This is a genomic window from Aeromonas sp. QDB34 (assembly GCF_027705405.1).
GTDB lineage: Bacteria > Pseudomonadota > Gammaproteobacteria > Enterobacterales > Aeromonadaceae > Aeromonas > Aeromonas hydrophila.
Genome location: NZ_JAPDBT010000002.1, coordinates 261,020 through 288,005, shown reverse-complemented (window position 1 = coordinate 288,005; position 26,986 = coordinate 261,020). Strand labels below are relative to the sequence as shown.

25 protein-coding genes are annotated in these 26,986 nt (G+C 65.3%); 14 read left to right on the top strand and 11 right to left on the bottom strand.

Annotation, left to right across the window (positions count from 1 at the left end):
* Positions 1-54: 54 nt before the first annotated feature.
* The 3 genes from OKC29_RS05190 to OKC29_RS05180 are packed head-to-tail and all read left to right on the top strand — an operon-like array spanning position 55 to position 3,042.
* A complete protein-coding gene (locus OKC29_RS05190; protein WP_073348750.1) occupies positions 55-1,029 on the top strand; it encodes an HlyD family secretion protein in 975 nt (324 codons plus the stop codon).
* Positions 1,022-1,951, top strand: coding sequence for an ABC transporter ATP-binding protein (locus tag OKC29_RS05185; RefSeq protein WP_073348751.1), 930 nt, complete (start codon positions 1,022-1,024; stop codon positions 1,949-1,951). Before OKC29_RS05190 ends, OKC29_RS05185 begins: the two co-directional genes overlap by 8 nt.
* Complete coding sequence (locus OKC29_RS05180; RefSeq protein WP_043167247.1) at positions 1,948-3,042, top strand: ABC transporter permease; 1,095 nt, start codon at positions 1,948-1,950, stop codon at positions 3,040-3,042. The genes OKC29_RS05185 and OKC29_RS05180 overlap by 4 nt, the downstream gene beginning before the upstream one ends.
* A 38-nt stretch (positions 3,043-3,080) precedes the next feature.
* Here the strand turns inward: OKC29_RS05180 and OKC29_RS05175 are convergent, their stop codons facing one another.
* A complete protein-coding gene (locus OKC29_RS05175; protein ID WP_073348752.1) occupies positions 3,081-4,238 on the bottom strand; it encodes a competence/damage-inducible protein A in 1,158 nt (385 codons plus the stop codon).
* Positions 4,239-4,296: 58 nt separating this feature from the next.
* Complete coding sequence (locus OKC29_RS05170; RefSeq protein WP_162275585.1) at positions 4,297-5,535, bottom strand: HD-GYP domain-containing protein; 1,239 nt, start codon at positions 5,533-5,535, stop codon at positions 4,297-4,299.
* Positions 5,536-5,679: 144 nt separating this feature from the next.
* On the opposite strand from OKC29_RS05170, the gene metA reads away from it, so the two are divergent.
* On the top strand, positions 5,680-6,633 hold the full coding sequence (gene metA / locus OKC29_RS05165; RefSeq protein ID WP_073348754.1) for a homoserine O-acetyltransferase MetA: 954 nt from the start codon (positions 5,680-5,682) through the stop codon (positions 6,631-6,633).
* An 8-nt stretch (positions 6,634-6,641) separates the two neighbouring features.
* On the opposite strand, the gene OKC29_RS05160 is transcribed toward metA, so the two are convergent.
* Entirely contained in the window at positions 6,642-7,160 is a 519-nt protein-coding gene (locus tag OKC29_RS05160; protein ID WP_162275586.1) for a cyclin-dependent kinase inhibitor 3 family protein, read from the bottom strand.
* 158 nt (positions 7,161-7,318) lie between these two features.
* Between OKC29_RS05160 and OKC29_RS05155 the strand changes: the two genes are divergently transcribed.
* Positions 7,319-7,789 carry an Lrp/AsnC family transcriptional regulator gene (locus OKC29_RS05155; RefSeq protein WP_011704464.1) on the top strand — a complete coding sequence of 157 codons (471 nt, stop codon included), beginning with the start codon at positions 7,319-7,321 and terminating at the stop codon, positions 7,787-7,789.
* A gap of 57 nt (positions 7,790-7,846) precedes the next feature.
* Here OKC29_RS05155 and OKC29_RS05150 read toward each other — a convergent pair whose 3' ends face one another.
* A complete protein-coding gene (locus OKC29_RS05150) occupies positions 7,847-9,811 on the bottom strand; it encodes an LTA synthase family protein (protein WP_073348756.1) in 1,965 nt (654 codons plus the stop codon).
* Positions 9,812-10,070: 259 nt separating this feature from the next.
* Here OKC29_RS05150 and OKC29_RS05145 point away from each other — a divergent pair, with 259 nt between their 5' ends.
* The 3 genes from OKC29_RS05145 to OKC29_RS05135 all read left to right on the top strand — a co-directional run bounded on the left by OKC29_RS05145 (position 10,071) and on the right by OKC29_RS05135 (position 14,285).
* A complete protein-coding gene (locus OKC29_RS05145; protein ID WP_011704466.1) occupies positions 10,071-10,328 on the top strand; it encodes a DUF2442 domain-containing protein in 258 nt (85 codons plus the stop codon).
* 246 nt (positions 10,329-10,574) lie between these two features.
* Positions 10,575-12,542, top strand: coding sequence for a TonB-dependent copper receptor (locus tag OKC29_RS05140; RefSeq protein WP_073348757.1), 1,968 nt, complete (start codon positions 10,575-10,577; stop codon positions 12,540-12,542).
* Positions 12,543-12,665: 123 nt separating this feature from the next.
* Positions 12,666-14,285: an alpha-amylase family protein gene (locus OKC29_RS05135; RefSeq protein WP_182859678.1), complete on the top strand. Its 1,620-nt coding sequence runs from the start codon at positions 12,666-12,668 to the stop codon at positions 14,283-14,285.
* Between the two features lie 55 nt (positions 14,286-14,340).
* Here the strand turns inward: OKC29_RS05135 and OKC29_RS05130 are convergent, their stop codons facing one another.
* Positions 14,341-14,874, bottom strand: coding sequence for an MgtC/SapB family protein (locus tag OKC29_RS05130; RefSeq protein WP_024946077.1), 534 nt, complete (start codon positions 14,872-14,874; stop codon positions 14,341-14,343).
* 24 nt (positions 14,875-14,898) lie between these two features.
* Positions 14,899-16,341: a RimK family protein gene (locus tag OKC29_RS05125; RefSeq protein WP_073348760.1), complete on the bottom strand. Its 1,443-nt coding sequence runs from the start codon at positions 16,339-16,341 to the stop codon at positions 14,899-14,901.
* Between the two features lie 186 nt (positions 16,342-16,527).
* Here OKC29_RS05125 and OKC29_RS05120 point away from each other — a divergent pair, with 186 nt between their 5' ends.
* The 3 genes from OKC29_RS05120 to OKC29_RS05110 are packed head-to-tail and all read left to right on the top strand — an operon-like array spanning position 16,528 to position 18,049.
* Positions 16,528-16,986 carry a GNAT family N-acetyltransferase gene (locus tag OKC29_RS05120; RefSeq protein WP_073348761.1) on the top strand — a complete coding sequence of 153 codons (459 nt, stop codon included), beginning with the start codon at positions 16,528-16,530 and terminating at the stop codon, positions 16,984-16,986.
* A 14-nt stretch (positions 16,987-17,000) separates the two neighbouring features.
* A complete protein-coding gene (locus OKC29_RS05115; protein WP_011704472.1) occupies positions 17,001-17,246 on the top strand; it encodes a DUF3624 domain-containing protein in 246 nt (81 codons plus the stop codon).
* 56 nt (positions 17,247-17,302) lie between these two features.
* On the top strand, positions 17,303-18,049 hold the full coding sequence (locus tag OKC29_RS05110; RefSeq protein ID WP_073348762.1) for an SDR family oxidoreductase: 747 nt from the start codon (positions 17,303-17,305) through the stop codon (positions 18,047-18,049).
* A gap of 61 nt (positions 18,050-18,110) precedes the next feature.
* Here OKC29_RS05110 and OKC29_RS05105 read toward each other — a convergent pair whose 3' ends face one another.
* Positions 18,111-19,583 (bottom strand): C69 family dipeptidase, encoded by a 1,473-nt coding sequence (locus OKC29_RS05105; protein WP_123784998.1) that lies wholly within the window; start codon positions 19,581-19,583, stop codon positions 18,111-18,113.
* Positions 19,584-20,048: 465 nt separating this feature from the next.
* Between OKC29_RS05105 and OKC29_RS05100 the strand changes: the two genes are divergently transcribed.
* The gene (locus tag OKC29_RS05100) at positions 20,049-20,501 is read left to right on the top strand and encodes a hypothetical protein (protein WP_073348764.1); all 453 of its coding nucleotides are present in this window, start codon (positions 20,049-20,051) and stop codon (positions 20,499-20,501) included.
* Between the two features lie 198 nt (positions 20,502-20,699).
* On the opposite strand, the gene OKC29_RS05095 is transcribed toward OKC29_RS05100, so the two are convergent.
* Positions 20,700-21,281: a hypothetical protein gene (locus OKC29_RS05095; RefSeq protein WP_011704476.1), complete on the bottom strand. Its 582-nt coding sequence runs from the start codon at positions 21,279-21,281 to the stop codon at positions 20,700-20,702.
* A 209-nt stretch (positions 21,282-21,490) separates the two neighbouring features.
* On the opposite strand from OKC29_RS05095, the gene OKC29_RS05090 reads away from it, so the two are divergent.
* Positions 21,491-22,666, top strand: a complete 1,176-nt coding sequence (locus OKC29_RS05090) for an iron-containing alcohol dehydrogenase (RefSeq protein WP_073348765.1) — start codon at positions 21,491-21,493, stop codon at positions 22,664-22,666.
* A gap of 133 nt (positions 22,667-22,799) precedes the next feature.
* On the opposite strand, the gene OKC29_RS05085 is transcribed toward OKC29_RS05090, so the two are convergent.
* The 3 genes from OKC29_RS05085 to OKC29_RS05075 all read right to left on the bottom strand — a co-directional run bounded on the left by OKC29_RS05085 (position 22,800) and on the right by OKC29_RS05075 (position 25,142).
* Positions 22,800-23,429, bottom strand: a complete 630-nt coding sequence (locus OKC29_RS05085) for a glutathione S-transferase family protein (protein WP_162275588.1) — start codon at positions 23,427-23,429, stop codon at positions 22,800-22,802.
* Positions 23,430-23,537: 108 nt separating this feature from the next.
* The gene (locus OKC29_RS05080) at positions 23,538-24,806 is read right to left on the bottom strand and encodes an O-acetylhomoserine aminocarboxypropyltransferase/cysteine synthase family protein (RefSeq protein ID WP_073348767.1); all 1,269 of its coding nucleotides are present in this window, start codon (positions 24,804-24,806) and stop codon (positions 23,538-23,540) included.
* Positions 24,807-24,965: 159 nt separating this feature from the next.
* Complete coding sequence (locus OKC29_RS05075; RefSeq protein ID WP_073348768.1) at positions 24,966-25,142, bottom strand: hypothetical protein; 177 nt, start codon at positions 25,140-25,142, stop codon at positions 24,966-24,968.
* Between the two features lie 100 nt (positions 25,143-25,242).
* Between OKC29_RS05075 and sgrR the strand changes: the two genes are divergently transcribed.
* Positions 25,243-26,976, top strand: a complete 1,734-nt coding sequence (gene sgrR / locus OKC29_RS05070) for an HTH-type transcriptional regulator SgrR (protein WP_162275589.1) — start codon at positions 25,243-25,245, stop codon at positions 26,974-26,976.
* The last annotated feature ends 10 nt before the right edge of the window (positions 26,977-26,986 follow it).

Here is a 26,986-nt window from a genome sequence, read left to right as displayed (position 1 = left end):
GTCGTTTGGCGGGTGAAGGGAGTGCCCCCGGGCGGATCCGCCACCGTGAGAGGAGTGTCGACCTTGCGTCATTGTCTGCTGCCCCTGGCCCTGACGGGCCTGCTTAGCGCCTGCCAGCCACAGGCATCCACCACGGCCCTCGGCACCCTGGAACGAGACCGGGTGCTGCTGACCGCCACCGCCGGCGAGATCATCCGCGCTCTGCCGGTGGCGGAGGGCAGCCGGGTGGAAGAGGGCACCCTGCTGGCCCGGCTCGATGACCGGCGTCAGCAGGCGGTGCTGGCCCGAGCCAAGGCCCAACAGGCACAGGCGCGGGCCGCCTTGGCCCGGCTGACCAATGGCGAGCGACCGGAAGACATCGCCGCCGCCCGCGCCAGCCTCGACAAGGCGCAGGCCAACGTCAGGGAGAGCGAGCGCAACTTTGAGCGGATCGACCGGCTGGTGCGCCGCAAGCTGGTGAGCCCGGCGGATCTCGACAAGGCCCGCGCCCAGCGCGACAGCGCCCTGGCCGAGCAGGACGGTGCCCGCCAGCAGCTCGACAAGCTGGCGCGCGGGGTGCGGCGCGAAGATATCGATGAAGCACAGGCCGCCCTGCTGGCCGCCACCGCCGAGGTAGCGCTGGCCGAGCGGGAGCTGGCGGATCTCTCCATCGTCGCCACCCGCAGCGGCCGGCTCGACAGCCTGCCCTATCACCTCGGCGAGCGTGTCGCGGTCGGCGCCGTGCTGGCCGCCATCCAGGCGGACGAGGCGCCTTACGCCCGGGTCTATGTGCCCGAGCCCTCCCTTGCCGGTTACCGGGTCGGCCAGCCGGTGCGGGTGCAGGTGGACGGGGTGGCGGAGCCCTTCATCGGCTGGCTGCGCTGGATCTCGAAAGAGCCCGCCTTTACTCCCTACTACGCCCTCAACGAGCAGGACAGGGCCCGGCTGGTCTATCTGGCCGAGATCGATCTGCCGGCGGGGGCGCAGGATCTGCCGAGCGGCCTGCCGCTGCAGGCCGAACCCGCCGCGCAGGGAGAGGGCCATGAGTGAGCTGGCGATCCGGGCGCTGGGGGTGAGCCGCCGTTTCGGCGATTTCCTGGCGGTGGACGGGCTGGATCTCTGCGTGCCCAAGGGGCAGATCCACGGCTTTCTCGGCCCCAACGGTTGCGGCAAATCCACCACCCTGCGCATGCTGACCGGCCTGCTCACCCCCTCGGCAGGGGAGGTGGAGGTACTGGGGCTGCACATCCCTCGCGAGGCCGAGACTCTGCGCCGGCGGATCGGTTACATGACCCAGAAGTTCTCCCTCTATGACGAGCTGACCGCCTGGGAGAACCTGGAGTTCATGGGCCGGATCCACGGCATGGGCGGCGCCGTGCTGGCTGCCCGCCTGCACGAGCTGCTGGCCACCTATGAGCTGGCGCCGCTGGCCCGGCAGCGGGCCGGTGCCATGAGCGGCGGCCAGAAGCAGCGGCTGGCGCTGGCGGCGGCGGTGATCCACCGGCCGGCGCTGCTGCTGCTGGACGAACCCACCTCGGCGGTGGATCCGCAGAACCGGCGCGATTTCTGGGAGAAGCTGTTCGATCTGAGCGAAGGGGGCACCACCATACTGGTGACCACCCACTACATGGACGAGGCGGAGCGCTGTCATCAGCTCGCCATCATGGAGGCGGGCCGGGTGCGCGCCCAGGGTGCGCCGCAGGCGCTGATGGACGCCATGAGCACCCGGGTGGTGGAGGTGCTGGCCGCCGATCTGCGGCTGCTCAAACAGCAGCTGGTGCAGCTGGCGCCGGTGCGCTCCGCCGCCCAGCTCGGCCAGCGCTTGCGGGTGCTGGTGGACAAGGAGCTGGCGGAGCCGGTGGCCTGGCTGCAGCAGGCCTGCCCGGCGCTGGCCGGGGCCAGCCTGGCGCTGGTCAGACCCAGTCTGGAGGATGTGTTCGTCAGCTGCACCGGTCAGGATCCGAGGGCATGAACAGTCTGCGACGGCTCTGGGCCATTACCCAGAAAGAACTCAGGCAACTGGCACGGGACAGGCTCACGTTTGGGATGGTGGTGATGATCCCGCTGATCCAGCTGCTGCTGTTTGGCTACGCCATCAACACCGATGTGCGCCAGATCCCGGTGGGGCTGGTGGAGATGAGCCAGAGCGTGCCGGGCCGGCTGCTGGTGGAGGCGGTGAAGGCGAGCCAGGTGGTGCACATCAAGCAGCAATACGTCGGGGTACAGCAGGCCGAGGCGGCGCTGACCCGGGGCGAGGTGCGCGCCGTGCTGGTGTTGCCCGCCGATCTGAGCCGCCGGCTCAGTGCCGGCGAGACGGCGGGGCAGTGGCTGGTGGATGGCTCGGACACCATGATCGCCGGAGCCCTGCTCGGCCTTCGCAACATGCCGCTCTCCGATCTGAAACCCGACCTCAAGACGGCCCCCCCTACCTTCGAGACCGTGCTCTACTTCAACCCGGCACGCCGTTCGGCGGTCAACATAGTGCCCGGCCTGCTCGGGGTGATCCTCACCATGACCATGATCATGTTCACCTCGGCGGCCATAGTACGCGAACGGGAACGCGGCAATCTGGAGCTGCTCATTACCACCCCGGTCGGCTCGATGGAGCTGATGCTGGGCAAGATCCTGCCCTATATCGGGGTGGGGCTGATCCAGGTGGCCATCATCCTCGGGCTCGGTCACTTCATCTTCGACGTGCCCATCAACGGGGCTCTGAGCCAGGTGCTGCTGGCGACCTTGTTGTTTATCGCCGCCAGCCTGACCCTGGGGCTGCTCATCTCCACCCTGGCGCAGACCCAGCTGCAGGCGATGCAGATGACGGTGTTCATCCTGCTGCCCTCCATCCTGCTGTCGGGCTTCATGTTCCCCTACGAGGGGATGCCGCTGCCGGCCCAGTGGATTGCCGAGGTGTTGCCGGCCACCCACTTCATGCGGCTGATCCGGGGCATAGTGCTGCGCGGTGGCGAGCTCGCCGAGCTGCTGCCCGACGTGCTCTGGCTGGCGGGGTTCACCCTGCTGGTGCTGACCCTGGCCGCCCATCGCTTCAAGAAGAGCCTGGATTGATGCCCCGCGAGGGGTGAGAACCTGGCTGCTGCTGGCCGTTAGCGGCTGGCGGTGCGGGCCAGGGTGCGGTAGTCGCCGAGCACCGGCAGCCCCTGCAGCTGGCGGCGCAGCATGTCGAGGGCGGCGAAGGCGAGGATCCTGCGACCGCTGTCGGGATCCGGATGGCTGACCTTGAGGGTCTGGCCGTGCAGTTGCCCGTCGACACAGAGCAGCAACGGCACGCCGTCCGGGCCCGAGTTGCCTATGGTCAGGCTGAGGGGGGCTGCAGGCGCCGCCAGTTGCGCCAGCTCGTGGGCCAGGGCGTGGCTGAAGCCGGCCGTCAGGGCGGGATGCGGGTGGCACATGGCCAGCAGGGCGCCGCGGCTCTCCCCCTCCTGCAGCGTCAGCGGTTTACCCCCCAGCAGATCCAGGATCTGCCGCGCCGGCTCCTTATCGCCCCGTCCTACCAGCCAGGGCTCGATGGCGGCGAGCAGCCGCGCCTCGGCGGCGTTCATGTCCGCCGCGCTGGCGCCGTGGCCAATAAGCTTCAGCTCGATGAGCGGCATGGAGGAGCGATAGCCGAGCTCGATGCCGGCGGGCCAGGGCGCGGCATCCAGCATGTCGCTGAGGGCCGACTCCGAGACGCCGAAGGTATAAAAACGGCGCAGTTCGGTGTCGGTCTGCTCGCCGGCCAGTACCTTGAGGCGCGGCATGATCTGCTCGTGCACCATCTGCTTGAATTCGAACGGCACGCCCGGGGTGAAGAAGAGCCGGCTTGGGCCCTGGTGGCCTGTGGGGGTGACAACAAAGCCGCAGGCGGTGCCGACCGGGTTGTCGAGGATCTCGCACCCCTGTGGCAGCCAGGCCTGTTTGGCGTTGCTGGCGGGCATGGGCCTGCCGCGGCTGGCGTAGCGCGCTTCGATGGTGGCGAGCCAGTCCGGGAACAGGGTGAGCGGCTGGTCGAAGGCTTCGGCTGCCGCCTGGGCGGTGAGATCGTCGGCGGTGGGGCCGAGCCCGCCGCACACCAGCACCACCTCGGCGCGGCTGGCGCTCTCTGCCAGCACGGCCTTCAAGTCCTTGAGGTTGTCCCCCACGGTAACGCGGCGGCGCACCTGCCAGCCCTGCTCCAGCAGCAAGGCGCTGAGCCAGGCGGCGTTGGTGTCCACCACCAGGCCCGTCACTATCTCGTCTCCGGTGCTGATGATTTCGATGCGCATGGCGGGCTCCTCGGGGCTGACGGCTGGACTGGGGCGGCCACCAGGGTGGCCGGGACAATCAGGGCTTGGTGTGTTCGAAGTAGTAGCTGATGCGGGTGCGCGGGTTGAGGTACTCAAACACCGCCGGCGGCAGCCGCTTGGGATGGATCACCTTGGCGATGGAGAGCTCGGCCTGTTGCAGGTCGATGATGGCCGCCTCCTGGCGCGGGATGCGCGGATCGTACACCAGCACCGAGGGGTAGAGCAGGCGGGAGGCGTTGACCGACATCACCAGCCCCACCTGGCCGTTGGAGAGCTGCACCACGCTGCCGGGCGGGTAGATCCCCATCAGCCGGATCAGCATGCTGAGATACTCAGGATTGAACTGGGCCTTGCGCTGCTTGTAGAGGCCGCTCAGGGCCGAGTAGGGCACCTTGGCCTGCATGTGGCAGAGGTTATCGTACTCGTTGATCAGCGACACAATCTGGGTGAGCGGGTCGAGCTGCCCCTTCTTGAGCCCCTCCGGCCCGCTGCCGTCCAGGTATTCGTGGTGATGCAGCACTATGCCCTTCGCCTCGGCCGGGAAGTCCTTGGCCAGATTGAGCAGATCCAGCCCGTAGCGCGGGTGCTGGGCCATCAGGTTCTGCTCCGGCTTGGTGAGCGGCTCGGTCTTGCGCAGGATCTGGCTCGGGATCTTCAACTTGCCGATGTCGTGGAGCAGGGCCCCCATGCCGACCTGGCGGATCTCGTCGGCCGACATGTTGCACTCCTTGGCCAGCAGCATGCTGAGCACACTGACGTTGAGGGAGTGGAAGTAGAGGTTGTTGCCATCCTCGCTGTCGGAGACCAGGTGCAGCACCATCTCGTCCACCGACAGCAGCTGCTCGGTCATGGCGTTGATCAGCTCCTGCGCCTCGCCGATGGCATTGAGGGGGCGGGACTGGATCTTGCTCATCACGTTGCGTACCTGGGCCAGCGACTGCTGGAACTGCTTCTCGCACTGCTGCAGATCGCGGCGATACTGCTGCAGCTGCTCGATGCGGCGCTCCTTCTCCAACTGCATTTCGGCCTGACGCTGGGAGGTATCCGGCGCCTCCACCGGCTGGGCCTGGATCTGGTTCAGCGGTTTGGGCGGCGCATCGCTCTTGTCGGGGATGATGGTGACGAGCTTGAGACCGAGCCGGCGAATGAGCTCGATCTCCTCTTCATTCTTGAGTTTGAAGCTGGAAAACAGGAAGGGGTGTTCGCGCCAGCCAAGTGGCAGAGAAACGTAATTGCCGACTTGCAGCCGGTCTACTGAAATCTTGATACCTGTCATTGTCTTGGATGCGAGAGACACACTGAGCCGTATGCTAGTCAAAGGTGGGGGTGAATACAAAAGGTATCTGATGACAGGGTGGGTGCTTTATTATAGGCTTCTGGATGTCCAGACATATTTACCGATGCAGTACAGGGAGTAAGCATGCCGATCAAGATCCCGGATCAGTTACCCGCCGCCGAAGTGCTGGGGCAGGAGAACATCTTCGTGATGACGGAATCCAGGGCCGTCACCCAGAACATCCGCCCGCTGCGGGTGTTGATCCTCAACCTGATGCCCAAGAAGATTGAAACCGAGATCCAGCTGATGCGGATGCTCTCCAACTCGCCGTTGCAGGTGGACGTGGATCTGCTGCGCATCGACGATCGGGAGTCGAAGAACACGCCCCAGGCGCACCTGGAGAACTTCTATCACGACTTCGAACAGGTACGCGGCAACAACTACGACGGCATGATCATCACGGGGGCGCCGCTCGGGCTGGTGGAGTTCGAGGAGGTGGTCTACTGGCCACGCATCGTCGAGATCATCGAGTGGTCCCATCAGCACGTGACCTCCACTCTGTTCCTCTGCTGGGCGGTGCAGGCGGCGCTGAAAGCCCTGTACGGCATGGAGAAGCAGACCCACGGCGAGAAGCTGTCCGGGGTCTATCGCCACCACCGGCTCGACGAGCACGAACCGCTGCTGCGCGGCTTCGACGATGAGTTCGTGGCGCCTCACTCCCGCTATGCGGCGTTCGACGGGGATCTCATCCGCGCCCACACCGATCTGCAGATCTTTGCCGAATCGGCAGAGGCCGGGGTCTATCTGGCGGCCACCAAGGATTGTCGTCAGGTGTTTGTCACCGGTCACCCGGAATACGATGCGCTGACCCTGGATGGCGAATTCCAGCGGGATCTGGCCGCCGGGCTTGAGCCCGTCATTCCGGTCAACTACTACCCGGACAACGACCCGACCCGGACCCCGCGTGCCAGCTGGCGCAGCCACGGTCACCTGCTGTTTTCCAACTGGCTCAACTACTACGTCTATCAGCTCACCAGCTATCGCGTCGAGGATATCGGCAAGGTGTTTACCTATCAGCAGAACTCGCCGTCGAGGTAGGAGCTGACTCAGTCGCCCTCGGCCAGCCGTGCCGCCAGCCCGTCGAGCCACTGGCGGTGGCAGGCCAGGGTGAAGGCCTTGGGCCGGTGGGCCTGGATGGCGGCCATCGCCTCCTGCTGGGGCTGGCCCAGACTCATCAGCAGGGCCGCCGCCACCAGCCCGGTGCGGCCGCTGCCGCCCTTGCAGTGGATGACCAGGTGCTTGCCGTCCCGCAGCAATCCGATTAGGGCTGGCAGAGCCCGCCGCCAGGTGGCCTCGAAGGCGGCATCGGGAGCCTGATCGTCTTCGATGGGCAGCTGGAACCAGCGCATGCCGGCGGCCTCGATCTGCTGGCCAAGCGTGCCCAGTTCGAGGCGGGCCAGTTCGGCGTCGGTCATCAGGGTCAGCACGCCGTGCGCCCCGGCCAGCTTGAGCTGGCCCACTGCCAGCGGCAGCGCCACCTGCTGGGTGCCGGGGCAGGGGGTCAGCAGCAGCTGGCCATCGACGCGGGGGACTTCCTGGCTCCAGAAGGGGTGAGACGGGTGCATAAAGATCCTTATGACGCCAGCAACGGCGAAGCAAGCCGGGCCTGACCCGGTTTTGAGTGCGCCAAAGCATAGGGGGCGCGGTCCCGATGTCAATCTGCGTTGTGTTCGGCCCGGTTTACGGGCAGAGTCTAAAAAATTGAGCGGTTCAAGGAGTAAAGATGAGAAACCTGGATCAACTGGATTTGGATATCCTGGCCCATCTGTTTCGCGATGCGGGCATGACCAACAAGGATCTGGCCGCGCTGGTCGGGGTGGCGCCGTCCACCTGTCTGGAACGGGTACGCAAGCTGCAGCAGGACGGGGTGCTCAAGGGCGCCCACTGCGAGGTGGATTACCAGGCCCTCGGCGGTCACATCCAGGCCATGGTGTCGTTGCAGCTGGCCCGCCACAGCCGCCAGATCATCGATGCGTTTCGCGACGCCATCCTGGCCCTGCCCGAGGTGATCAGCCTGTTCCACATGGGCGGCAAGGATGACTTTCTGGTGCATCTGTGCGTCGCCGACACCGAGCATCTGCGCAACTTCGTGTTCGATCACTTCACCTCCCGCGAAGAGGTGGTGCACCTGGAGACCTCGCTGGTGTTCGAGCACAAGTTCAGCCGCTCGCTGCCCTGCTTCCTCAACACCTGACGCCCCGCCAGCCTCCTACAAAAAACCCGCCAATCGGCGGGTTTTGTTTTATTGCGCTCAGTTCAGCACGGTGCGGGTATCCGGCGCCGTCCGGTAGAGCCCCTGCTGGTAGGCGAGGCTGCCCCACAGCGCCAGGCCGAGGGCGGCATCCTTCATGGTGGCCGGCTGCGGCGCCGGGGTGAGCGTCTCTGTCGCATCCTCATAGATGAAGCCTTCTGGCGCCCGCTCCGGCTGCAGGATCACCACGTTCTTGCCGCGCATCAGGGCGAAGTTCTTGTCGTACTGCATGATGGCGCGCCCCGGCCAGTCGGCGGGCATGCGGGTCAGATCCTTGCCGAGCATGGGGTAGTCGGCGCTGATCCCCATCAGGGAGAGCAGGGTCGGCGCCATGTCGATCTGGCTGACGATGCGCGGATCCTGTCTCGGCGCTATGCCGTCACCCACTATGACTCCCGGAATGTGGAAGCGGGGGATGGGCACCAGGCTGGCGCCGCTGACCCGGCTGTCGTGATCGGCGATGACCAGGAACAGGGTGTCCTTCCAGTAGTCCGACTGCTTCGCCTTCTTGAAGAACTCGCCGATGGCGTAGTCCGCGTACTTGGCGGCGTTGTTGCGGGTCTGCTTGGGCTGCTCATAGAGGGCGATGCGATCGTCGGGAAACTCGAACGGATCGTGGTTGCTCGAGCTGAACACCAGGCTGAAGAAGGGTTTGCCCTGTTTGCTGAGCGCCCGGAAAGTCTCGTCGGCCTTGGCCATCAGATCTTCGTCAGAGGCGCCCCAGGAGCCCTCGAACACCGGGTTCTTGAAGTCCTTCTGCTCGACGATGGTGGTGAAGCCGTTGCCGAGGAAGAAGCTGCGCATGTTGTCGAAGTGGCTCTCGCCGCCGTAGATGAAGCTGGTGTCGTAGCCCCGCTGCTTGAGCAGATCGGCGATGGTGAAGAAGTTGGTCTGGCTGCGGCCGAGCTTGACCACGGCCTGGGCCGGGGTCGGCGTGAAGCCGGTCAGCACCGCCTCGATGCCGCGCACCGAACGGGTGCCGGTGGCGTAGAGCTGCTCGAACGCCCAACCCTCTTTCGACAAGGCATCGATGTTCGGGGTGAGCGGCAGGCCGCCGAGGGAGCCGACGAACTGGGCGCCCAGGCTCTCCTGCAACAGGATCACCAGGTTCTTCGGCTTGCCGCCGTAGCTGGCCTCGTTGAAGGTCTGGCTGGGCAGGGTGTCAGAGCTGAATTCGTGGGATTCACGCCCGCTCTCCTGGCGAACCAGATCCAGAATGCGCTGACGGGGCAGCTCGCCGTAGAACTGGCCGGCATCCTCCTCGGCCCGCATCTGCTTGATGGCGAAGAACAGTGAGTAGGAGGAGTTGACGGTCAGCGCATTGACCAGCGGATCGCTGGCAAACGCCACCATGGCCGGGTTGAGGGCACGGTGACCCAGGCTGGAGCGGGCACCGAGAAAACCGATGGCCAGGATCAGCAGGGCGAAGGCGGGCCGCCAGTACCAGCGCGGGAAGCTGATGCCGCGCAGCAAGCGGCCGCTCAGCCACCAGCCGCCAGCCAGCGCGGCGCCGCTGAACAGCAGTGCCAGCAGCAGCTCGCCCTTGCGGCCGGCCCACAGCATGGCGAACACCTCTTTGGGATAGATGAGGTATTCGATGTAGAGGCGGTTGGGCCGCACCCCGTACTCGGTCACGAAGGAGGGGGTGGAGATCTCCAGGAAGAGCAGCAGCCAGAGTCCCAGGGTCAGCCAGACCCGGATGAACTGCAGCCAGGCACGGCCCACGGTATGGGGGCCGGCCAGCAGCAGGGTGAACACGGCGGGCACGCCCCACAGCCAGCAGAGGGTGGCGAAGTCGACCCGCAGCCCCTGCAGCAGCATCTCCTGCCAGCCGGCGACGGCGTCGACCCGCTCCAGTTGCCAGAGGCCGAGCGCGAGCCGGCTGATGGAGAGAGAGACTAGCGCGATCAATGAAAAAACGGCGATGGGCCAAAACGGTCCCAGCCATCGTCTGATAGTGGTCATTGTTGTTCCTACAAGCCTGTTTGCACCCGTCCACGGGCGCATTGTTTTTATATTGCAGGGTTATGACAGCGGGCCCGGGGAAAGGTTGCGTGTAGGTGCTGTTTAAAAGGATGTTTTGGCACGATTTATGATTTTTATGTGAGGGCGCGCAGGGATCGAAGACAGCATAAACGGCTGGAAAAACTGTGATCCTGCCGGCAAAGCGGTGCGGGGGGCTTATCTATAATGGCGCCGAATTTTCTCAATCGGAGCCGAAGGGATGCCGGTCTTTATCGATGTGGAATATTTGCAAGGGTGGAGCCTGTTCGTGGTGCTCTCGGACGGTACCACGGGGGCGCTGGATCTGACCCCCTGGCGCACCCAGCCGCTGTTCGCGGCGCTGGATTCGGAGCGGCGCTGCGCCCGGGTCTTCATCAATCGCCACCACCAGCTGGAGTGGCCCGCCGGCTGCATCCTGTCGGCCCACGAGGTCTATCACCTGATCAAGCCCATCGACGAGCGGGAAGCGTTCAGCTAACTCCCTGTTTTTGTGAACCACTCCAAGATTCCTGTAATGGGAATGTTTGAGCGTTTGCCTTCCTCACCCAATTTGGGTAAAACCTGCGCAACATTTTGCCAACCCTAGCTTGGCTTCGCCTCTGAGGGCTTGCCGCCACCGCGCCGCAGGCCTTTTTTGCAGCCTGACGGCAAACCTTCCAGCAACTGAATGGTTTGTCGATTGAAATTAAAAAAAACAAAATAAACAAAGAGATAAGGAAAGAGTATGGCTTGTCATATGCGCACCCCGCTCGCCCTGCTGGTGGGCGGTTTTGCCTGTCACGGCGCTGCCGGCCAGGAGCCGGTCCAGCAACTGGAGCCCATGGTGGTGGTTGCCAGTCGCCCCGCCAGCACCCTCGAGGTGACCCTGGATCCCAAGAAACCGGGCTCCCCCATGCCGGCGGCCGACGGTGCCGGTTACCTCAAGAACGTCACCGGCATGAGCATGGTGCGCAAGGGGGGGCTGGGCGGTGATCCCGTGCTGCGGGGGATGGGCATGTCCCGCCTCAACGTGCAGATGGATGGCGGCATGCTGGCCGGTGGCTGCGGCGGCCGGATGGACCCCCCCACCGCCTACGTTTTTCCTCAATCTTTCGACCGGATCCGGGTGCTGAAGGGGCCGCAATCCCTCGAACAGGGGGCGACCCTGGCGGGTACCGTGCTGTTCGAGCGGGACAGGCCAGAGTTCACCGCCCCCGGCGTCAAGGCCGAGGCATCGGCGCTCTATGGCAGCTTTGGGCGCGACGACCAGATGCTGGATGCCACAGTAGGAGCGCCGCAAGGCTATCTGCGCGGCCAGTTCACCCACTCCGACAGCGATGACTATCAGGACGGCCACGGCGACAAGGTGCGCTCTTTCTACCGGCGCGAGAACGGCACCGCCCAGCTTGGCTGGACGCCCAGTGAGCACACCTGGCTCGAACTCACCGCCGAGCGCAGCAACGCCCGCGCCGCCTATGCGGATCGCACCATGGACGGCCCCATGTTCGACCGCGAATCCTTCGGCCTCAAGCTCAGGCAGGAGCAGATCAGCCTCCACTGGCAGCGCAGCGAGCTGACCCTGTGGGACAATGACATCGACCACATCATGGACAACTTCAGCCTGCGTCCGAACAGCGGCATGAAGATGCTCTCCAACCCGGACCGGCGCAACACCGGCGGGCGCTGGGCCAACGACATCGCCCTGCCAGCCGACTGGCTGCTGACCGCCGGGCTCGATGCCAACCGGGATCAGCACAGGGCCCGCAGCGGGGTGGATTACGCTAGCCAGCCGCGTCAGCGCACCCTGCGCTTCGAGCAGCAGGGCGGCTTTGCCGAGCTGGGCCGCCAGCAGGGGGCCCACAGCTACAAGGGGGGTTACCGGCAGGACAGGGTCGAGACCACCCGTTACGGCGCGGGGGAGCAGACCCTCTACAGCGATACCCTGACCCTGGACAGCGGCTTTGGCCGCTATGAATACCAGTGGTCGCCGGCCTGGTCGAGCTACCTGGCCTGGGGCCAGGCAAAACGGGCGCCGGACTACTGGGAGCGCAGCAAGGACAGCGTGCCCTTCACCCTCAACCCGGAGCGCAGCCGCCAGTGGGATGCGGGGCTGGCCCTGCGCAGCCGCGAACTGGATCTGACCCTCTCCCTCTTTAGCGCCGACATTCAGGACTACCTGCTCTATAACAACAAGTCGAACAAGGTACGCAACATCGACGCCCAGACCCGCGGTGGCGAGCTGGAAGGGCGCTGGCAGTTTGCCGAGCAGTGGCGCCTCGATGGCGGTCTGGCGGTGGTCTACGGCGAAAACCAGAGCGATCACCAGCCGCTGGCCCAGATGCCGCCGCTCGATGGCAAGCTGGCGCTGGGCTGGCAGCCGGCCGAGGCGTGGAACCTGACTCTGCTTGGCCGCGCCGTGGCCGCGCAGGATCGGGTCGATGTGGGCTCCGGCACCGTAGCCGGCCAGGATCAGGGGGAGACGCCGGGCTTCTTCACCATGAACCTGAGCGCCGCCTGGCAGTTTCACCCGGGCTGGCAGCTGGCAGCCGGGGTCGACAACCTGTTCGACACCTTCTACTACGAGCACCTCTCCAAGTCGGTGCACGCCAGTCAGGCCGGGCTGGGCTACGAGCAGGTGGGGCGGATTCCGGAGCCGGGTCGCGCCTACTGGCTCTCGGTCAGTTACCGTTTCGCCTCGGCCGGTGTGCTCTAGGTCGGCGCGCCAACCGACTGAGCCAGGTAACGTTTTCAGTCACAGACCGGTGCGGGCGGGGCCGCTATCATGGCCCCAGTGTGGCGCTTTGGGCGCCAATACCACCACAGCGGGAACATAACAATGAAACAAGGAACGTTGCGCCATGGCGGCCTCATCGGGGCCGCCCTGTTATTGACGGCTTGCGGCAGCGGAGGCGGGAGCGGCTCCAGCGAGCCCCAGCAGCCCCCGGTCACCAACCCGCCGCCGGCCACCGCCAGCCGCGCCTGCTACGGCAATGATCAGCCAGCCTGCAATCTGCGCACCTATCAGGTGATGGTGGAGTCGTTCGTCGACGGCGACGGCAGCGCCAACTACGGCGTCGGCTACGGCCCCTCCCAGCACAACGGCGATCTGCAGGGGATCATCGACAGCCTGGACCACATCAAGAGCCTCAACGTCAACGCCATCTGGCTCACCCCGGTGTTTGACTCCTGCGCGGGGCAAGGCGGTGACGACAAGCTGGATGCCACCGGCTACTTCGCCTGTGACTTCTTCAACGTGGACCCCAACTTCGGCAGCAACGTCCAGCTCAAGCAGCTGGTGGACGGTGCACATCAGCGCGGCCTCTACGTCTTCCTCGACGGGGTGTTCGGCCACGTCAACAAGGTGGGGGTGAGCAAGCCCTCGCCAGAGGGACGGTTGCCCGCCCTCAAGAGCGGCGGGGCCGGTTATCCCGGTCAGCTGGTGGATTACAGTCAGCCCCAGAGCCTCGCCTACTTCAAGGAGGTAGCCCGCTACTGGGTCGAGCAGTACGGCATCGACGGCTGGCGCCTCGATCAGGCCTATCAGCTCGGTCTCGACGACTGGCGCGCCATTCGCAGCGAAGTGGAGCGGGCTAGCGCGGCGCGCAAGGCCGCCGGCCAGCAGTGGGGTACCCTCGGCTACATGGTGGGCGAGGTGTGGAAGGGCGCCGACGAGATCCGCGCCCAAGCGTATGGGCCGAGCGACAACCCGGCACTCTCCTCGGCGTTCGACTTCCCGCTGCGCTACGGCCTGGTGCAGGCGCTGGCGGTGGAGGAGTCCGGCAAGGGCGGGCAGGGGGCCAGCGTGCTCGACGCCAGCTGGAACAAGGTGGAGAACTACCCGAACCACGCCATGCCCAACCTGATGTTGGGCAACCACGATCTGGTGCGCTTCGGCGATCTGCTGGAGCGCGGCAACTTCAATCCGGCGGACTACTGGCAGCGCCACAAAGCAGCCTTCAGCTTCCTGGCGGCCCGCTCCGGCCCCATCACCCTCTACTACGGCGAGGAGTTTGGCGACGAAGTGCCGGGCTTTGCCCAGCAGATGGGTGGCGACTGCGCCGCGCAGGGGCTCTGTGACGATCACGTGGCCCGCAGCGATGGCAAGGTGCCAGGTGCCACCGGCTTCGTGCCGAGCAGCGAGCAGAGTGAGCTGAAACAGTGGCTCAGCCAGCTGCTGGCCCTGCGCGCCGCCCACCCCGCCCTCTATCAGGGGGAGCGGGTCAAGCTGGTGGCCGAGGGAAGCGTCTATGGCGACATCAAACAGACGGCGGCGGAGCAAGTAGTCTACCTGCTCAACGTCTCAAGCACGCCCCAGAGTTACGCGGTGCCTGTCGGCAAGCTGCGCAGTGCCAGTGCCCTGGTGGATCTGCAAAGCGGCGAGAGCCTGGCCATCGGTGGCAACAGCGTGACGGTGGACTTGCCGCCGCTGAGCGGCCGCTTCCTGCTGGTGCGCTAAGCGAGGCTGGCAACAAAAAGGGCTCCGTTATGGAGCCCTTTTTTCATGGGGGAAGTTACTTCTCGATGCCGCTGCCGAGCTCGTCCTGATGGGGGGCGGCCTGCCCGTGGCCATTGCCGTGGCGCCAGCTCTCCAACCGGTTGTGGACCCCGCGGCGCAGGCTCTTGAAGCTGGTCTCCAGGTAGTCCACCCCCACCAGGATGGAGAGGGTGACGCCGGTGAGCAGCAGTGCCTGGTGCAGCATCTGCATGCCGATGAGGGCGCCGAGGGCGGCCAGCATCCAGACGGTGGCGGCGGAGGTGACCCCCAGTACCTGGCCATCCCGGGTCATCATCACCCCGGCGCCGAGAAAGCCGATGCCGGTGATGAGCTGGCCCAGCACCCGCGCCTGATCGGCGCTCTGGGGGCTGACGGCGGCGCCGATAGCAAGAAAGCAGTAGGTGCCGAGGATGATGAGCGAGGAGGTACGGATGCCGACCGGCTTGCCGCGCAGTTGCCGCTCCAGCCCTACCAGGGTGCCGCACACCAGACAGACCAGGATGTTCTCCCAGCCAAGGGGCGCTATGTCCCACCAATCAGTCGTCATCATATCCACCTCTGCTATCGATGCTTGTTATCCGGCCGCGCTCTGCCCCCGGTTTTCCAGCCGCTGGCGGAAGGCCCGGGCGAGGCGCTCGTAGAGGTCCTTTGCCTCTCTGTCCTCAATATCGCCACGTATCCAGGGATTGTCGATGATTTCCAGCAGCACGCAGTCACGCCCCTGCTGGCGCAGATCGACCCCGAACAGGCCGTTGCCGAGCTGATGGACGGCGCGGCGGGCGGTTTGCAGCACCCGCTCCGGCACCTCGTTGAGCGGCAGCGCCTCGATGCGGCTCATGTCGAGGGGGTGCTTGCGGCGGCGGATGCGGTTGCCGGGCTCGGGGCGGAAACGGCGGCAGGCAAACAGCGGCGAGCCGTCGAGAAAGCCGATGCGCCAGTCGAACTCGGCGGGGATCCGGCTCTGCACCAGCAGCAGGGCGGAGCGGGCCAGCCCCTCATCCAGCAGGCGGGCCAGTTGCAGCTCGTCGCTGGCCATGGCCAGATCGCGTCCCTGCGCCCCGTCGGGCACCTTCACCATCAGCGGCAGGCCGAGCCGCTGCACCAGTTCATCCACGTGGTGGCGGCCGCGGCGGGTCACCACCATGGTGGGTGGCATGGGCACGCCGCTGCGTACCATCAGCTCGTAGAGGTAGAGCTTGTTGCTGCAGGCGAGGATGGCGCGGGAGCTGTCGATCACCGGCATCTTGAGCTGCTCGGCGCGGCGGGCAAATTCGAAGGTGTAGTGGCCGACCGCGGTTTCGGAGCGCAGCCAGAGGGTGTCAAACTCCGGCAGCCGTTCGATGGCGGACGGCGCCAGGATCTCGGCCCGGATCCCCTGCGCGGCGGCCGCCTGGATGAAGCGCTCCAGCGCCAGGGCATCGCTGCTGGCGCGGCCGTCGTTGGGGTCGACCAGAATGGCGAGCTGATAGAGCGGCGCCGCCTGCTCCTCGTCGCCGGTGCCCACCAGTGCCTGGGCGTGGTGCAGCATCAACTCTTTCTCGCTTGGGCTCAGTTCCAGCGGTGACAGGCTCTGCTGCTGGCGCACCGACCAGCCGTGGCGGCCGCGCTTGAGGGTCAGCTCCTGCAGCGGCAGCTGGCTCAGGCCGTAGTAGTAGCGGGCCAGCCCCGCCAGCTCGCTCTGCTCACACTGGCCGAAGATGGCGCGCACCCGGATCCGGTCCTCACTCTGCTGGGCCAGCCAGCCCTGCAGCTTGCGCCACAGCTTGGCCGGCGGCTGCTGGGGTTGCAGCTGGCTGATGGCCTGCAAACCCGGCAGGCAGTGGTGGCCGCGGGCCTGGGCCAGCAGCGAGCAGTAGTAGCCGGCACTGAGGTGCTCCAGATTGCGGCAGAGGTTGATGATGCGGGGGCGGCCGCCGGTGGTGGGCACCCCGTGTTGCAGGTAGGTGCGGGCGGTCAGCAGATAATCGGCATGGCAAGGCCAGTCGCCCGGCTCTTCGACGATGACGTAGGTACTCATTTTTTCGGCTCCACAGATGAAACTGCCTTGAATGGCAGGATCCCCAGTGGGCTTCGATGCACCGACAAGCACGACAATGGCGCGAGGGGAAACAAGAGGTTACAGTGCCTAATATGCCGTCTTGGTAACTTGTGATACAAGTCGCATTTTTGGTGATGAAGATAAATAACCGAACAAGGACTCCCCGTGTTGACCGTGCGCGCGGCCCGGACCGATGATCTGGGCGCCATCGTTAAGCTGGAACGCTACTGTTTTCCCCCCGAAGTCGCCTTTGGCCGCAGCCGCTGGCACTATCTGCTGACCCACGCCAAGGGGCGTACCCTGCTGGTGCTGGACCAGCAGGAGCAGCTGATGGGCTACCTCTGCCTGCTGGAGCACAGGGGCTGGGATCGGCTGATCATCCAGACCCTCGCCATCCGCTGGACCATCCGCCGGCAAGGCTGGGCCCGCCGCTTGCTGGAGCAGGTGATCCAGGAGGGCAAAGAGGCCGGCTGGGGGGCGATCCGGCTGGAGGTCGGCGATGCCAATGAAGAGGCGCAGGCCCTCTATCGCGAGCTGGGTTTTCGGCCCAGACAGAAGCTGCCGGACTATTATGGTCACGGTCAGCACGCCCACCGGCTGGTACTGGCGCTGAAGCAGAGCTGAGAGAGGAAGAGGGGATGAGCTGCGACAACTGCCTCGCCACCGCCATCAAGGCCAAGCTGGGGCGCTGCCCGGTCTGCGCCGGCCAGACCTTCGTCATCGGCCTGGTCGGCTGGCTGGTCTGGTGGTGGTGTGGCGCCGACACCTCGGTCAACGCCCTCACCGGCCTGCTGTTCGCGCTGGGGGGATCGGGCCTGTTGCTGCTCCACCTGCTGGTGTTTGTCTGGCGCAGGGCGACCGGACGTGAATTGAGCGATGAATGAATCAGATTGATTTCAAACAGATAAATAACAATAGCGCTGTAGATATGGAGGTTCAGATGATAGCAATGGTAACGGGCGCCTCGTCCGGGTTTGGTGAGTCCATCAGCCGTCAGCTGGTGCAGGCGGGCTACCGGGTGATCGGTACCGGCCGCCGCGGCGAACGGCTGGCTGCGCTGGCCGACGAGCTGGGTGCGCAGTTCCTGCCGCTGGTGTTCGACGTGCAGGACAAGGCGGCCACCCGCGCCGCCATCGACGGGCTGCCGGCCGAGTGGCGCGAGGTGGATCTGCTGGTCAACAACGCCGGGCTGGCGCTGGGGCTGGAGCCGGCCCACAAGGCGGATCTGGAAGACTGGGAGCAGATGATCGCCACCAACATCAGCGGTCTGACCCTGCTCACCCGATTGCTGCTGCCGGGGATGGTGGCGCGCAATCGCGGCCACGTCATCAACATCGGCTCCATCGCTGGCACCTACCCCTATCCGGGCGGCAATGTCTACGGCGCCACCAAGGCGTTCGTGAAGCAGTTCAGCCTCAACCTGCGCGCCGATCTGGCGGGCACCGCCATCCGCGTCACCAACGTGGAGCCGGGCCTGTGCGGCGGCACCGAGTTCTCCAACGTGCGCTTCCACGGTGACGATGCCAAGGCGGCCACCGTCTATCAGGGCGTGCAGGCGATCCAGCCACAAGACATCGCCAATACCGTGCTCTGGGTGAGCCAACAGCCGGCCCACGTCAACATCAACAGCATCGAGATCATGCCGGTGGCGCAGACCTTCGGCCCGCTCAATATCAGCCGTCGCTGATGGTTGCAGCTGACGAAATAAAAGAGGCTCCCAAGGGAGCCTCTTTGCGTTGGCGAGCCGATTACAGGCTCATGATCTTCTTGAACTCCTCCGGCGAGTACTTCTGCTCGGTGCGCTTGGTGAGATCCGTCATCAGCTTGTAGCGCAGCTCTTTGGCCATCTGATAGGTCTGCTCCAGCTGGCCATAGGAGTAGTCGGCGGCCAGCCCGATGGCGGTAGCCTTGTCGCCGGCATAGGCCTGCTTCAGGCTCTGGTCGAGCAGGGCCACCTCCTGGTAGAGCTTGCTGCTCTCCTTGCTCCAGACGCCGCGCAGCAGTGGCAGGTACTTGTCCGGATCGGCGCTGGCCAGCGCGGTCAGGCTGCGGAACTGCCAGTAGGCGGAGTCATCGGAGTAGCTGTCGCTGCCGCTGCGATAGGGCAGGGGGTAGGACTCCAGAGTATTGTAGAGCGGCACCATCACGGATTCGGCCAGCACGCCGTAGCTCTGCCAGATGAGCCCCTGCAGCTCTTTGGGCATCTCCTTGCGCAACTGGATGACGTGGGATTCGAGTTGCCTGTCGATGCGGATCGGCCGCTCCGCCTTGCCGGCCAGCGGCGTGCCATCATAGGTGGCGCTCAGCAGCCTGGCCACGTCCGGCACGGCGATGGGAGCATCCGGCTTCATAAAGAGCGGATATTGCGCCTGCCGGGTCGGCTGCGGGTGGCTGGCGGTCAGCATTTTCTGGCCGAGCCACTCCCGATCCACGTTGTAGGGGTCGGCAATGACCCCGAACGCCTTGGCGAAGTTGAACTCTTTCGGGTCGGCGTTATCCAGCAGCTTGTGCTCGCGCACGAACTCCAGCAGCTTGGGCGAGTGCAGCACATCGGCACCGTCGAGATTGACGCCGTGGATGCGCAGGCCGTTGGCCACCATGGCGTAGCTGTCGTCCGGCACCCGCACCGCGATCCAGTGGTGGCCGGAGCCGATCTCCATCAGCCAGGCCTCGTTCACATCCGCCAGATAGAGGCTGTTGCCTTCCCCGGCGCCATATTGCTCCACATAACGGCCGAGCAGTGCGACCCCCTCTTTGGCCGTTTTGGCCTGCGGCAGGATCAGGGTCGGGATGATGGCCTCGATGACCCCCTTCTCGATCAGGGGATCGGCTTTCTGGGCCTTGTCGTTGACCTCGGCGCTGGTGGTGGCCGAGATGGCGACGTTGAACTCGTTGATGCCGCGCTCTTCATAATATTTGCCGGCCGGGTCGCTGGTTGTGGCATCCCAGTCACGAATGGCTGAGTAGGCGAAGAAGGCCTTTGGCATCGGCACTTCCAGCCCGTTGCCCAGTTTCCAGATTGTGCCCTCGTTCTGCTGGGCGGGCCGGAAGGCCAGGTACTTGTTCCAGTTGTTGACGCCAAAATCCTCGTTTCTGGCGATCATCACGCTGCCATCGGCACTGGCGCCTTTGCCGACGATGAGGCCGGTACAGGCGTCGGCACTGGTGCCAAGCAGGGTGAGCAGGGTGGCGGAGAGAAGACTCAAGGTGTGTTTTTTCATGGGATTGCCCGAAGCGTAACTGTGAGTGAAAGCCAGGCGGTGGGATGCAGGTCTGCCGCAGAGCGATCGGCCGCCGATACGCTGCCGGGGGATCGTGCTGCTCATGGTCGATGACGCAAACATTTCATCCATAACACTGCTTGCTGGTCGTTTTGTGCGCCGAAATTGTATGCCTCGCTGGTTGTTTGTTTTGTGATCCATGAGTCGTTCCTTTGCTTTGTCTGGCAAAGCGTGAAAAAGGCAGCGATATGCACCAGAAGCTGCCGATTGGGCAGCGTGGCGTCATGATTCTGACGTCGGGATGGCCATGGATCAGCTCGCGAGCCCGTGCGAGCCGGGATCTGCACCAATCTGGCAAGTTGGCCTGCAACTTGCTGGTTTTATTGCCAATGATGGGGCCTGCCGCCTCATGCCATCGAATCAGCGACCTCGTCATGCCGGATCGGCATGCAGACTGGAGCCCCCATGGATATCAAACCCTACAGCCAGCAGCTTGCCCAGAGCGCCTCCAACAACCGCGCCCTCGCCACCCTCAGCAGTGCCGACAGCGGTCAGGGTGGCGGCTGGGAAGATCTGGTCAACCTCTCCTCCCAGCGGATCACTGGCCAGGCCCAGCAGGCGCTGACCTATGAACACCTGGCCAAGAACAGCAAGCTGCCGTCGGCGCTCGACATCGGCTCCGACAAGGGCGGCGTGATGCAGCAGCTGGTGGACAAGGCGCTCGGCTTTGATCGCAAGAAGTTCAACGAGATAGAAGAGAAGCTCAAGACGATTGCCGACAACAAGCAGCTGACTGCCGAAGAACGGGCGGAGCAGAGCAAGCCGCTCAACGAGCAGCGGGACGCCATGTTGCAAGATGCGATGGACCGCCTCACCGGCAAGAAGAGCAGCAGCAAGGAAGAGACCAAGAGCGCCTGAGCGGCGGGATGACTCGAACGGCAATCCATGGTCGGTGGGGGCAATCACTTGCCCCTGTCCGGGCACCATGAGCGGGTTGCCGATGCGGCGCCGCACGGGCCGCTGTGCGCCGCCACCACTGCAGCAAAAAAGGGAGGGCGGCTGCCACTCCCTTGGTGACCGGACGGCGTCCGGCCGCTGCATCGGCTCAGGCCGTCGCTACTTCTTCTCGGGCAGGATGCCGATTCCCACCGCCTGGGTCTGCACGGCCTTGATCTGGTCGCCCTTGGCGATCAGTGCAAACTGGGCCGGGTTGTGTACCTTGAGCACCAGGGTGTGATCCACCCCTTTCACCGTGATGGTCTGCTGCCCCTTGTCGACCGCGATGACGTCGCCATAGAGAGTGACCTTTTTGCCGATCCCGGCGCCCGGCTTCTCGCCTGCCTCGGCCTTGCCGGCCGCCACTTCCACGATGCGTTTTCTCACCCCGGCGGTGCCCTTGAGCAGCTCCAGATCCAGCATCTGCAGGTAGCGGAGTGCCACCACGTCGCCCACCTTGAGGTTGGCCAGGTTGGTGACCTGCTCGCCGGCGACGATGTCGAACGCCTCGCCGGCGGCATTTTTCAGGCTGACCTTGCGGCTGGCCATATCGATGGCGGTGACCGTGGCCTGGGCCGAGACGGCCTCCACCAGGTTGGCCTTGCCAGGGGCCGTGGCGACTTCGGTTGCCACCTCGGCAGCCTGCGCCAAACAGGTCGAGAGGGAAAGCAAACCGGCAATCCATGCATGCTTGAGTTTCATGTGTCAGACCTTATGAGCAAAAGTGTGAAGAGGGTGGGAGCGGGGCGCTGAGCGTTGCGCACCCGGTTCCCAGAGAGACCATAGCAGAGCGGCAAAGAAACAGGGGGCGCCGCACGACTTCCTTCCGGCGCCCCGCCCCCCGCTGCGCAATCTGATAGCCGGCTCCCGTTTTTTGACCTGCCGGAGCCACAGGCGCACAATTCCCCTGCATGCATTCAACCGAGGGCTCTGCCGTGTACAACTTCCAATATGCCAATCCTACCCGCGTCTGTTTCGGTGAAGGCCAGATCGCCAAGCTGCCCGAACTGATCCCGACCGGTAGCCGCCTGCTGGTGCTCTACGGCGGCGGCAGCATCAAACAGAACGGGGTCTATGAGCAGTTGACCCAGGCGCTGGCGGGACGGAAGTGGCTGGAGTTTCCCGGTATCGGCGCCAACCCCCAGTATGATCAGCTGATGGAGGCGGTGGCCCTGGTCAAGCGCGAGCGCATCGACTTCCTGCTGGCGGTCGGCGGTGGTTCCGTGGTGGATGGCAGCAAGTTCGTGGCCGCCGCGGCCTGCTTCGAGGGGGCGGATCCCTGGGAGATCCTGCTGCACAAGGCCCCCATCAAAGGGGCGCTGCCGCTTGGCTGCGTGCTGACCCTGCCGGCCACCGGTTCGGAGAGCAACCCGGCCGCCGTGGTGAGCCGCGGGGAGGCCAAACTCTCCTTCATGAACCCGCTGGTGCAGCCGGTGTTTGCTGTGCTGGATCCCACGACCACCTACAGCCTGCCGCCGCGCCAGGTGGGCAACGGGGTGGTGGATGCCTTCGTCCACATCATCGAGCAGTACCTCACCTTCCCGGTGGGGGGCGAGGTGCAGGACCGGCTGGCGGAAGGGCTGCTGCAGGTGCTGGTGGACAACGGCCCGCGCGCGCTGGCGGAGCCCACCAACTACCAGGTGCGCGCCAACCTGATGTGGGCGGCCAGCCTGGCGCTCAACGGCCTCATCGGTCGCGGCGTGCCGCAGGACTGGTCCACCCACGCCATCGGTCACCAGCTCACCGCCCTGCACGGGCTGGATCATGCCCAGAGTCTGGCGGTAGTGCTGCCCTCACTGCTACGGGAACAATCGGCCCAGAAGCAGGAGAAGCTGGCCCAGTTTGCGGAACGGGTATGGCACTCCAGCCGCGAGGACAAGGCGCTGCGCATCGAGGAGGCGATCATCCGCACCGAGCAGTTCTTCCAGCAGATGGGGGTGGGCACCCGGCTCGCCGACTACGGTCTGAGCGAGAGCTGCATCCCCGGCATCTGCTCCAATCTCAAGCGTTTCGGCCTGACCGCGCTCGGGGAGCAGCAGGACATAGATCCGGACAAGGTAGCCAGGATCCTGTCCCACGCGCTTTAAGTCAGGGGACTCGCGCCTCGCAATCAGAGTGGCGCGGATCCTTTCCCACACGCCCTGATCATCTGGCTGTCGAGCAGAAAAAAAACGCCCCGATGATCGGGGCGTTTTGCATGGTGTCGCCGGGCCCGGCCGTTTATCCGGCGCTGCGGTCCAGTTCGCGCTCCAGCGCCGCCGCCTTCTGGCGGGCCGGGTGAGTGTTGAGGCGCTGCCAGTAGGCCTGCAGATGCGGGAACTGGGCCAGCTGGCCGCTTTGTGCCAGCAGATCCACCAGGAAGGAGTTCATGATGTCGGCGCCGGAGAGGCGATCCCCCACCAGATAGTGGCGATTCTCCATCACATCGTTGAGGTAGCCCAGCACCTTGGCACACTCCGCCTTGGCGTAGTCCGGCAGAAAGCGCATCGGGCTGCCGTCCTTGCGCACGAACATGTCGAGCAGCAGCGGCAGAATGCCCGAGCTCTCGGCGAAGTGGAGCCACTGCAGGTACTCGGCATACTCCGGGCTATCTTGAGCCGGTGCCAGCCGATCCGGGGCGTGGCGGGCGATCAGATACTCTGTGATGGCGCCCGATTCCGCCAGCACCCGGCCGTCGAACTCGATGACCGGCGACTTGCCGAGGGGGTGGATGGCCTTGAGCTCGGGCGGTGCCAGAAAGCTGGTGGCATCGCGCTGATACGCCTTGATCTCATAGGGCAGGCCCAGCTCTTCGAGCAGCCAGATGATGCGTTGGGAGCGGGATTTGTTCAGGTGGTGCAGGACTATCATGGAAACCTCGACGCAGTGACGGAAGGCGGTGATACGCAGCAGCGCGGTGGCAGGTTCACCGCTGGCCAAAAAAGAGCGGGCTTGATGCCCGCTCGCTCAACACCTGACTTATGCCTCCAGCGCTTGATCCAGGTCCGCCAGTATGTCCTCGATGGCTTCGATCCCCACCGACAGCCGGATCATCTCCGGTTTCACCCCGGCCTTGCCCTGCTCTTCCTCGCTCAACTGGCGATGGGTGGTGGAGGCCGGGTGGCAGGCCAGCGACTTGGCGTCGCCGATGTTGACCAGCCGCTTGAAGATCTTGAGTGCATCGTAGAAACGCACCCCCGCCTCATAGCCATCCTTCAGGCCGAACGAGAGAATGGCCGAGGGGCGGCCGGCCATGTATTTCTCCGCCAGCAGATAGTGGGGGTGACCCGGCAGACCGGCGTAGCTGACCCAGGCCACCTTGGGGTGATGCTTGAGGTGGTTGGCGACCCGCAGGGCGTTGTCGACGTGGCGCTCCATGCGCAGGCTCAGGGTCTCCAGCCCCTGCAGCAGCAGGAAGGCGTTCATCGGTGCCAGCGCGGCGCCGGTATTGCGCAGCGGTACGGTGCGCGCCCGCCCGATGAAGGCGGCCGGGCCAAAGGCCTCGGTGTAGACCACCCCGTGATAAGAAGGCTCGGGTTTGGTCAGCTGGGGGAAGCGCTCGGCGTGATCCGCCCAGGGGAACTTGCCCGAGTCGACGATGACGCCCCCCAGCGAGTTGCCGTGGCCACCGACGTACTTGGTCAGGCTGTGCACCACGATGTCGGCGCCGTGTTCGATGGGTTTGCACAGCACAGGGGTGGCGACCGTGTTGTCGACGATGAGCGGCACGCCGCGGGCGTGGGCCACCTTGGCGAAGACCGCCAGATCGACGATGTTGCCCGCCGGGTTGCCGATGCTCTCGCAGTAAACCGCCTTGGTCTTGTCGTCGATGAGGGCGGCGATGGCCTCGGCGCTGTCATCCTTGGCGAAGCGCACCTCGACCCCGAAGCTCGGCAGCATGTGGGCGAACAGGGTGTAGGTGCCGCCATAGAGCTGAGGGGTGGAGACGATGTTGTCACCGGCGGCGGTCAGCGCCTGGATGGCGTAGGTGATGGCGGCGGAACCCGCCGAGACCACCAGGCCGGCGATGCCCCCTTCCAGCGCGGCCATCCGCTGCTCCAGCACATCGTTGGTGGGGTTCATGATGCGGGTGTAGATGTTGCCTGGCACCGCCAGATTGAACAGATCCGCCCCGTGCTGGGCGCTCTCGAACTCGTAGGCCACCGTCTGGTAGATGGGCACGGCAACGGCCTTGGTGGTGGGGTCGCTGGCAAAGCCGTGGTGCAGGGCCAGGGTCGCATCTTTCATCACACACTCCTTGTTGGATGTTGCTGGGTAGCAGTTATAGATGGATAGACGTCCAATCTATCAGGCCCAGCGCCGATGTAAACCACCCAATCCGGCAAAGCAATTGCGCCCGCTGGCGAACTGCGCCCTCCCTTGCGCGATCCGGGCGAGGGGGATCGCTCAGAGGCGGCGGCGATACTCCCGATCGTCGATCTGCTGCATGTCCCACTGCATCAGGCGGTTGAGCTGGCTCATGGGATCCTCGATCAGAGTCAGCGGCCTGGGCAGGATCCGCTTGAAGTAACGGCGCAGGATCTGCTGGAGCCGGTTCGGTTTGATGGGGTTGGCGTGGCTCATGATGGTGTTCCTCTGCTGTGGTTCTCACGTTCGCCAGCAGTATTGAGCTAAAATGCGGAAGTAAAAACTGATGACTTTCAGCAACAGGATTTCCTCTTTTATGCCCACCAGCCGCCTTTACCAGCAATTCCAACGGCTCGCCCAGCAGCTTGGCTGTGACGAGCGGGAGATCAGCCTCGCCGAGGTGGCGGATCTGCTCTGCTGCACCCCGCGTAACGCCCGCCTGCTGCTGCGACGCATGCAGGATCAGGGTTGGCTCAGCTGGGCGGCGGAGGCCGGGCGGGGGCGGCGCTCCCGGCTCACCCTGCTCGACAACCAGGAGAGCCTGACCCGGCGCCGGCTGCGGGATCTGCTGAGCCAGGGCCAGCTGGCGCAGGCGGTACGGCTGGCCGAAGATCGCCTCGATCTGCTCACCCCGCTGCTGATCGAGCAGCTCGGCCAGGCCACTCGGGAGGGGCGCCAGATCCTGCGGGTGCCCTACTACCGGCCGCTGCCGCGCCTGCTGCCCACCGGCCCGCTGCGCCGCTCCGAAATCCACCTGAGCCGCCAGATCTTCAACGGCCTGACCCGGCGAAATGAGGAAAATGGGGAAATCGAGGGGGATCTGGCCCACCACTGGGAGTGTCTGGGCCCCTGCCACTGGCGTTTCTATCTGAGGCCGGCGGTGCGCTTTCACCACGGCCGCGAGCTGGTGGTGGAGGACGTGGTGGAGAGCTTGCTGGCCTTGCGGGATCGCCCGCTGTTCACCCATCTGGCGCGGCTGGAGAGCCCCTGGCCGCGCACCCTGGATCTTCATCTCGACAGTCCGGATCCGCTGCTGCCGCACCTGCTGGCCGAGCCGGTGGCGGCCATCCTGCCGCGCGAGCTCAAGGGGGAGGCGGGCTTTGCCCTGCAACCGGTGGGCACCGGCCCCTACCGGGTGACCGCCAACGACCCGCTGCAACTGTGCCTCGAGGCATTCGACGACTACTTCGGCCTGCGCGCCCTGCTCGACGAGATCGACATCTGGATGCTGCCGGAGCTGGCGGAGCGGCTGGAGAGCCACCTGCAGCTGGGGCGCGACAGCCCCGAGCTCGGCACCATGCGCGGCGAGTCCGAGCTGGAATCCGGCTGCTACTTCCTGCTGCAGGACGACAGAGCCACATCCTTGCAGGATCCTACCCTGCGCCAGTGGCTGGCCGGCCTGCTCAACCCCATCGCCCTGATGGCGCGGGTCGCCCCCGAGCTGCAGCGAGGCTGGACCAGCGCGCTTGGCCTCTTGCCCCACTGGCGCGAGGCGCAGCCAGCCCCGCTGCCGACGCCGAAACAGCTGCCGCGCCAGCTGGTGCTGGCCTGCTTCAACCAGCACCTGGAGTTCAACGAGTGTGCCAACGCCATGAGCAGCCTGCTGGCAGAGCAGGGGATCCGGCTCGAGGTGCGCACCCTGGATTACGGCCGCTGGGTGAGCGGGGCGGACGAGGATGTGGATCTCTGGCTCGGCACCCTCAACCTGGAGCACGAACATGCCTTCGCCCCCTACGCCTGGTTGCAGGGCACTCCGCTGCTGCGCAAGGTGTGGGGCAGCCAGCAGCGTCTGTGGCAGGGGCTGACGCAGTGGCGTGCCAGCGGCGAGGAGCCGGGGCCGCGCGCCCTGCTGGCAAGCGTGCAGCAGCAGGGCTGGTTCGTGCCGCTGTTTCACCACTGGCTGGAGCTGGAGAGCCGGGTCGGCGTGCACGGGGTGCGGATGACTGCGCTCGGCTGGTTCGATTTTCGCAGCGCCTGGCTGCGCCCGGAGCTGGCCGTCGGCGCCGGCGACACGACGGGGGAGCTTGAGTCCAAAGGCGGGCCGCGTTAGCCTGAGCGCG

Excerpts from the sequence above, each read along its gene's own strand:
- OKC29_RS05180 (WP_043167247.1), top strand. The coding sequence starts at position 1,948 with ATGAACAGTCTGCGACGGCTCTGGGCCATTACCCAGAAAGAACTCAGG.
- OKC29_RS05145 (WP_011704466.1), top strand. The coding sequence starts at position 10,071 with ATGCCGGTCTTTATCGATGTGGAATATTTGCAAGGGTGGAGCCTGTTC.
- OKC29_RS05115 (WP_011704472.1), top strand. The coding sequence starts at position 17,001 with ATGAGCTGCGACAACTGCCTCGCCACCGCCATCAAGGCCAAGCTGGGG.
- OKC29_RS05175 (WP_073348752.1), bottom strand. The coding sequence starts at position 4,238 with ATGCGCATCGAAATCATCAGCACCGGAGACGAGATAGTGACGGGCCTG.
- OKC29_RS05090 (WP_073348765.1), top strand. The coding sequence starts at position 21,491 with ATGCATTCAACCGAGGGCTCTGCCGTGTACAACTTCCAATATGCCAAT.
- OKC29_RS05130 (WP_024946077.1), bottom strand. The coding sequence starts at position 14,874 with ATGATGACGACTGATTGGTGGGACATAGCGCCCCTTGGCTGGGAGAAC.
- OKC29_RS05125 (WP_073348760.1), bottom strand. The coding sequence starts at position 16,341 with ATGAGTACCTACGTCATCGTCGAAGAGCCGGGCGACTGGCCTTGCCAT.
- OKC29_RS05110 (WP_073348762.1), top strand. The coding sequence starts at position 17,303 with ATGATAGCAATGGTAACGGGCGCCTCGTCCGGGTTTGGTGAGTCCATC.
- OKC29_RS05160 (WP_162275586.1), bottom strand. The coding sequence starts at position 7,160 with ATGCACCCGTCTCACCCCTTCTGGAGCCAGGAAGTCCCCCGCGTCGAT.
- OKC29_RS05085 (WP_162275588.1), bottom strand. The coding sequence starts at position 23,429 with ATGATAGTCCTGCACCACCTGAACAAATCCCGCTCCCAACGCATCATC.
- OKC29_RS05185 (WP_073348751.1), top strand. The coding sequence starts at position 1,022 with ATGAGTGAGCTGGCGATCCGGGCGCTGGGGGTGAGCCGCCGTTTCGGC.
- OKC29_RS05100 (WP_073348764.1), top strand. The coding sequence starts at position 20,049 with ATGGATATCAAACCCTACAGCCAGCAGCTTGCCCAGAGCGCCTCCAAC.
- OKC29_RS05095 (WP_011704476.1), bottom strand. The coding sequence starts at position 21,281 with ATGAAACTCAAGCATGCATGGATTGCCGGTTTGCTTTCCCTCTCGACC.
- OKC29_RS05080 (WP_073348767.1), bottom strand. The coding sequence starts at position 24,806 with ATGAAAGATGCGACCCTGGCCCTGCACCACGGCTTTGCCAGCGACCCC.
- OKC29_RS05075 (WP_073348768.1), bottom strand. The coding sequence starts at position 25,142 with ATGAGCCACGCCAACCCCATCAAACCGAACCGGCTCCAGCAGATCCTG.
- OKC29_RS05170 (WP_162275585.1), bottom strand. The coding sequence starts at position 5,535 with ATGACAGGTATCAAGATTTCAGTAGACCGGCTGCAAGTCGGCAATTAC.
- sgrR (WP_162275589.1), top strand. The coding sequence starts at position 25,243 with ATGCCCACCAGCCGCCTTTACCAGCAATTCCAACGGCTCGCCCAGCAG.
- OKC29_RS05135 (WP_182859678.1), top strand. The coding sequence starts at position 12,666 with ATGAAACAAGGAACGTTGCGCCATGGCGGCCTCATCGGGGCCGCCCTG.
- OKC29_RS05105 (WP_123784998.1), bottom strand. The coding sequence starts at position 19,583 with ATGAAAAAACACACCTTGAGTCTTCTCTCCGCCACCCTGCTCACCCTG.
- OKC29_RS05150 (WP_073348756.1), bottom strand. The coding sequence starts at position 9,811 with ATGACCACTATCAGACGATGGCTGGGACCGTTTTGGCCCATCGCCGTT.
- OKC29_RS05140 (WP_073348757.1), top strand. The coding sequence starts at position 10,575 with ATGGCTTGTCATATGCGCACCCCGCTCGCCCTGCTGGTGGGCGGTTTT.
- metA (WP_073348754.1), top strand. The coding sequence starts at position 5,680 with ATGCCGATCAAGATCCCGGATCAGTTACCCGCCGCCGAAGTGCTGGGG.
- OKC29_RS05155 (WP_011704464.1), top strand. The coding sequence starts at position 7,319 with ATGAGAAACCTGGATCAACTGGATTTGGATATCCTGGCCCATCTGTTT.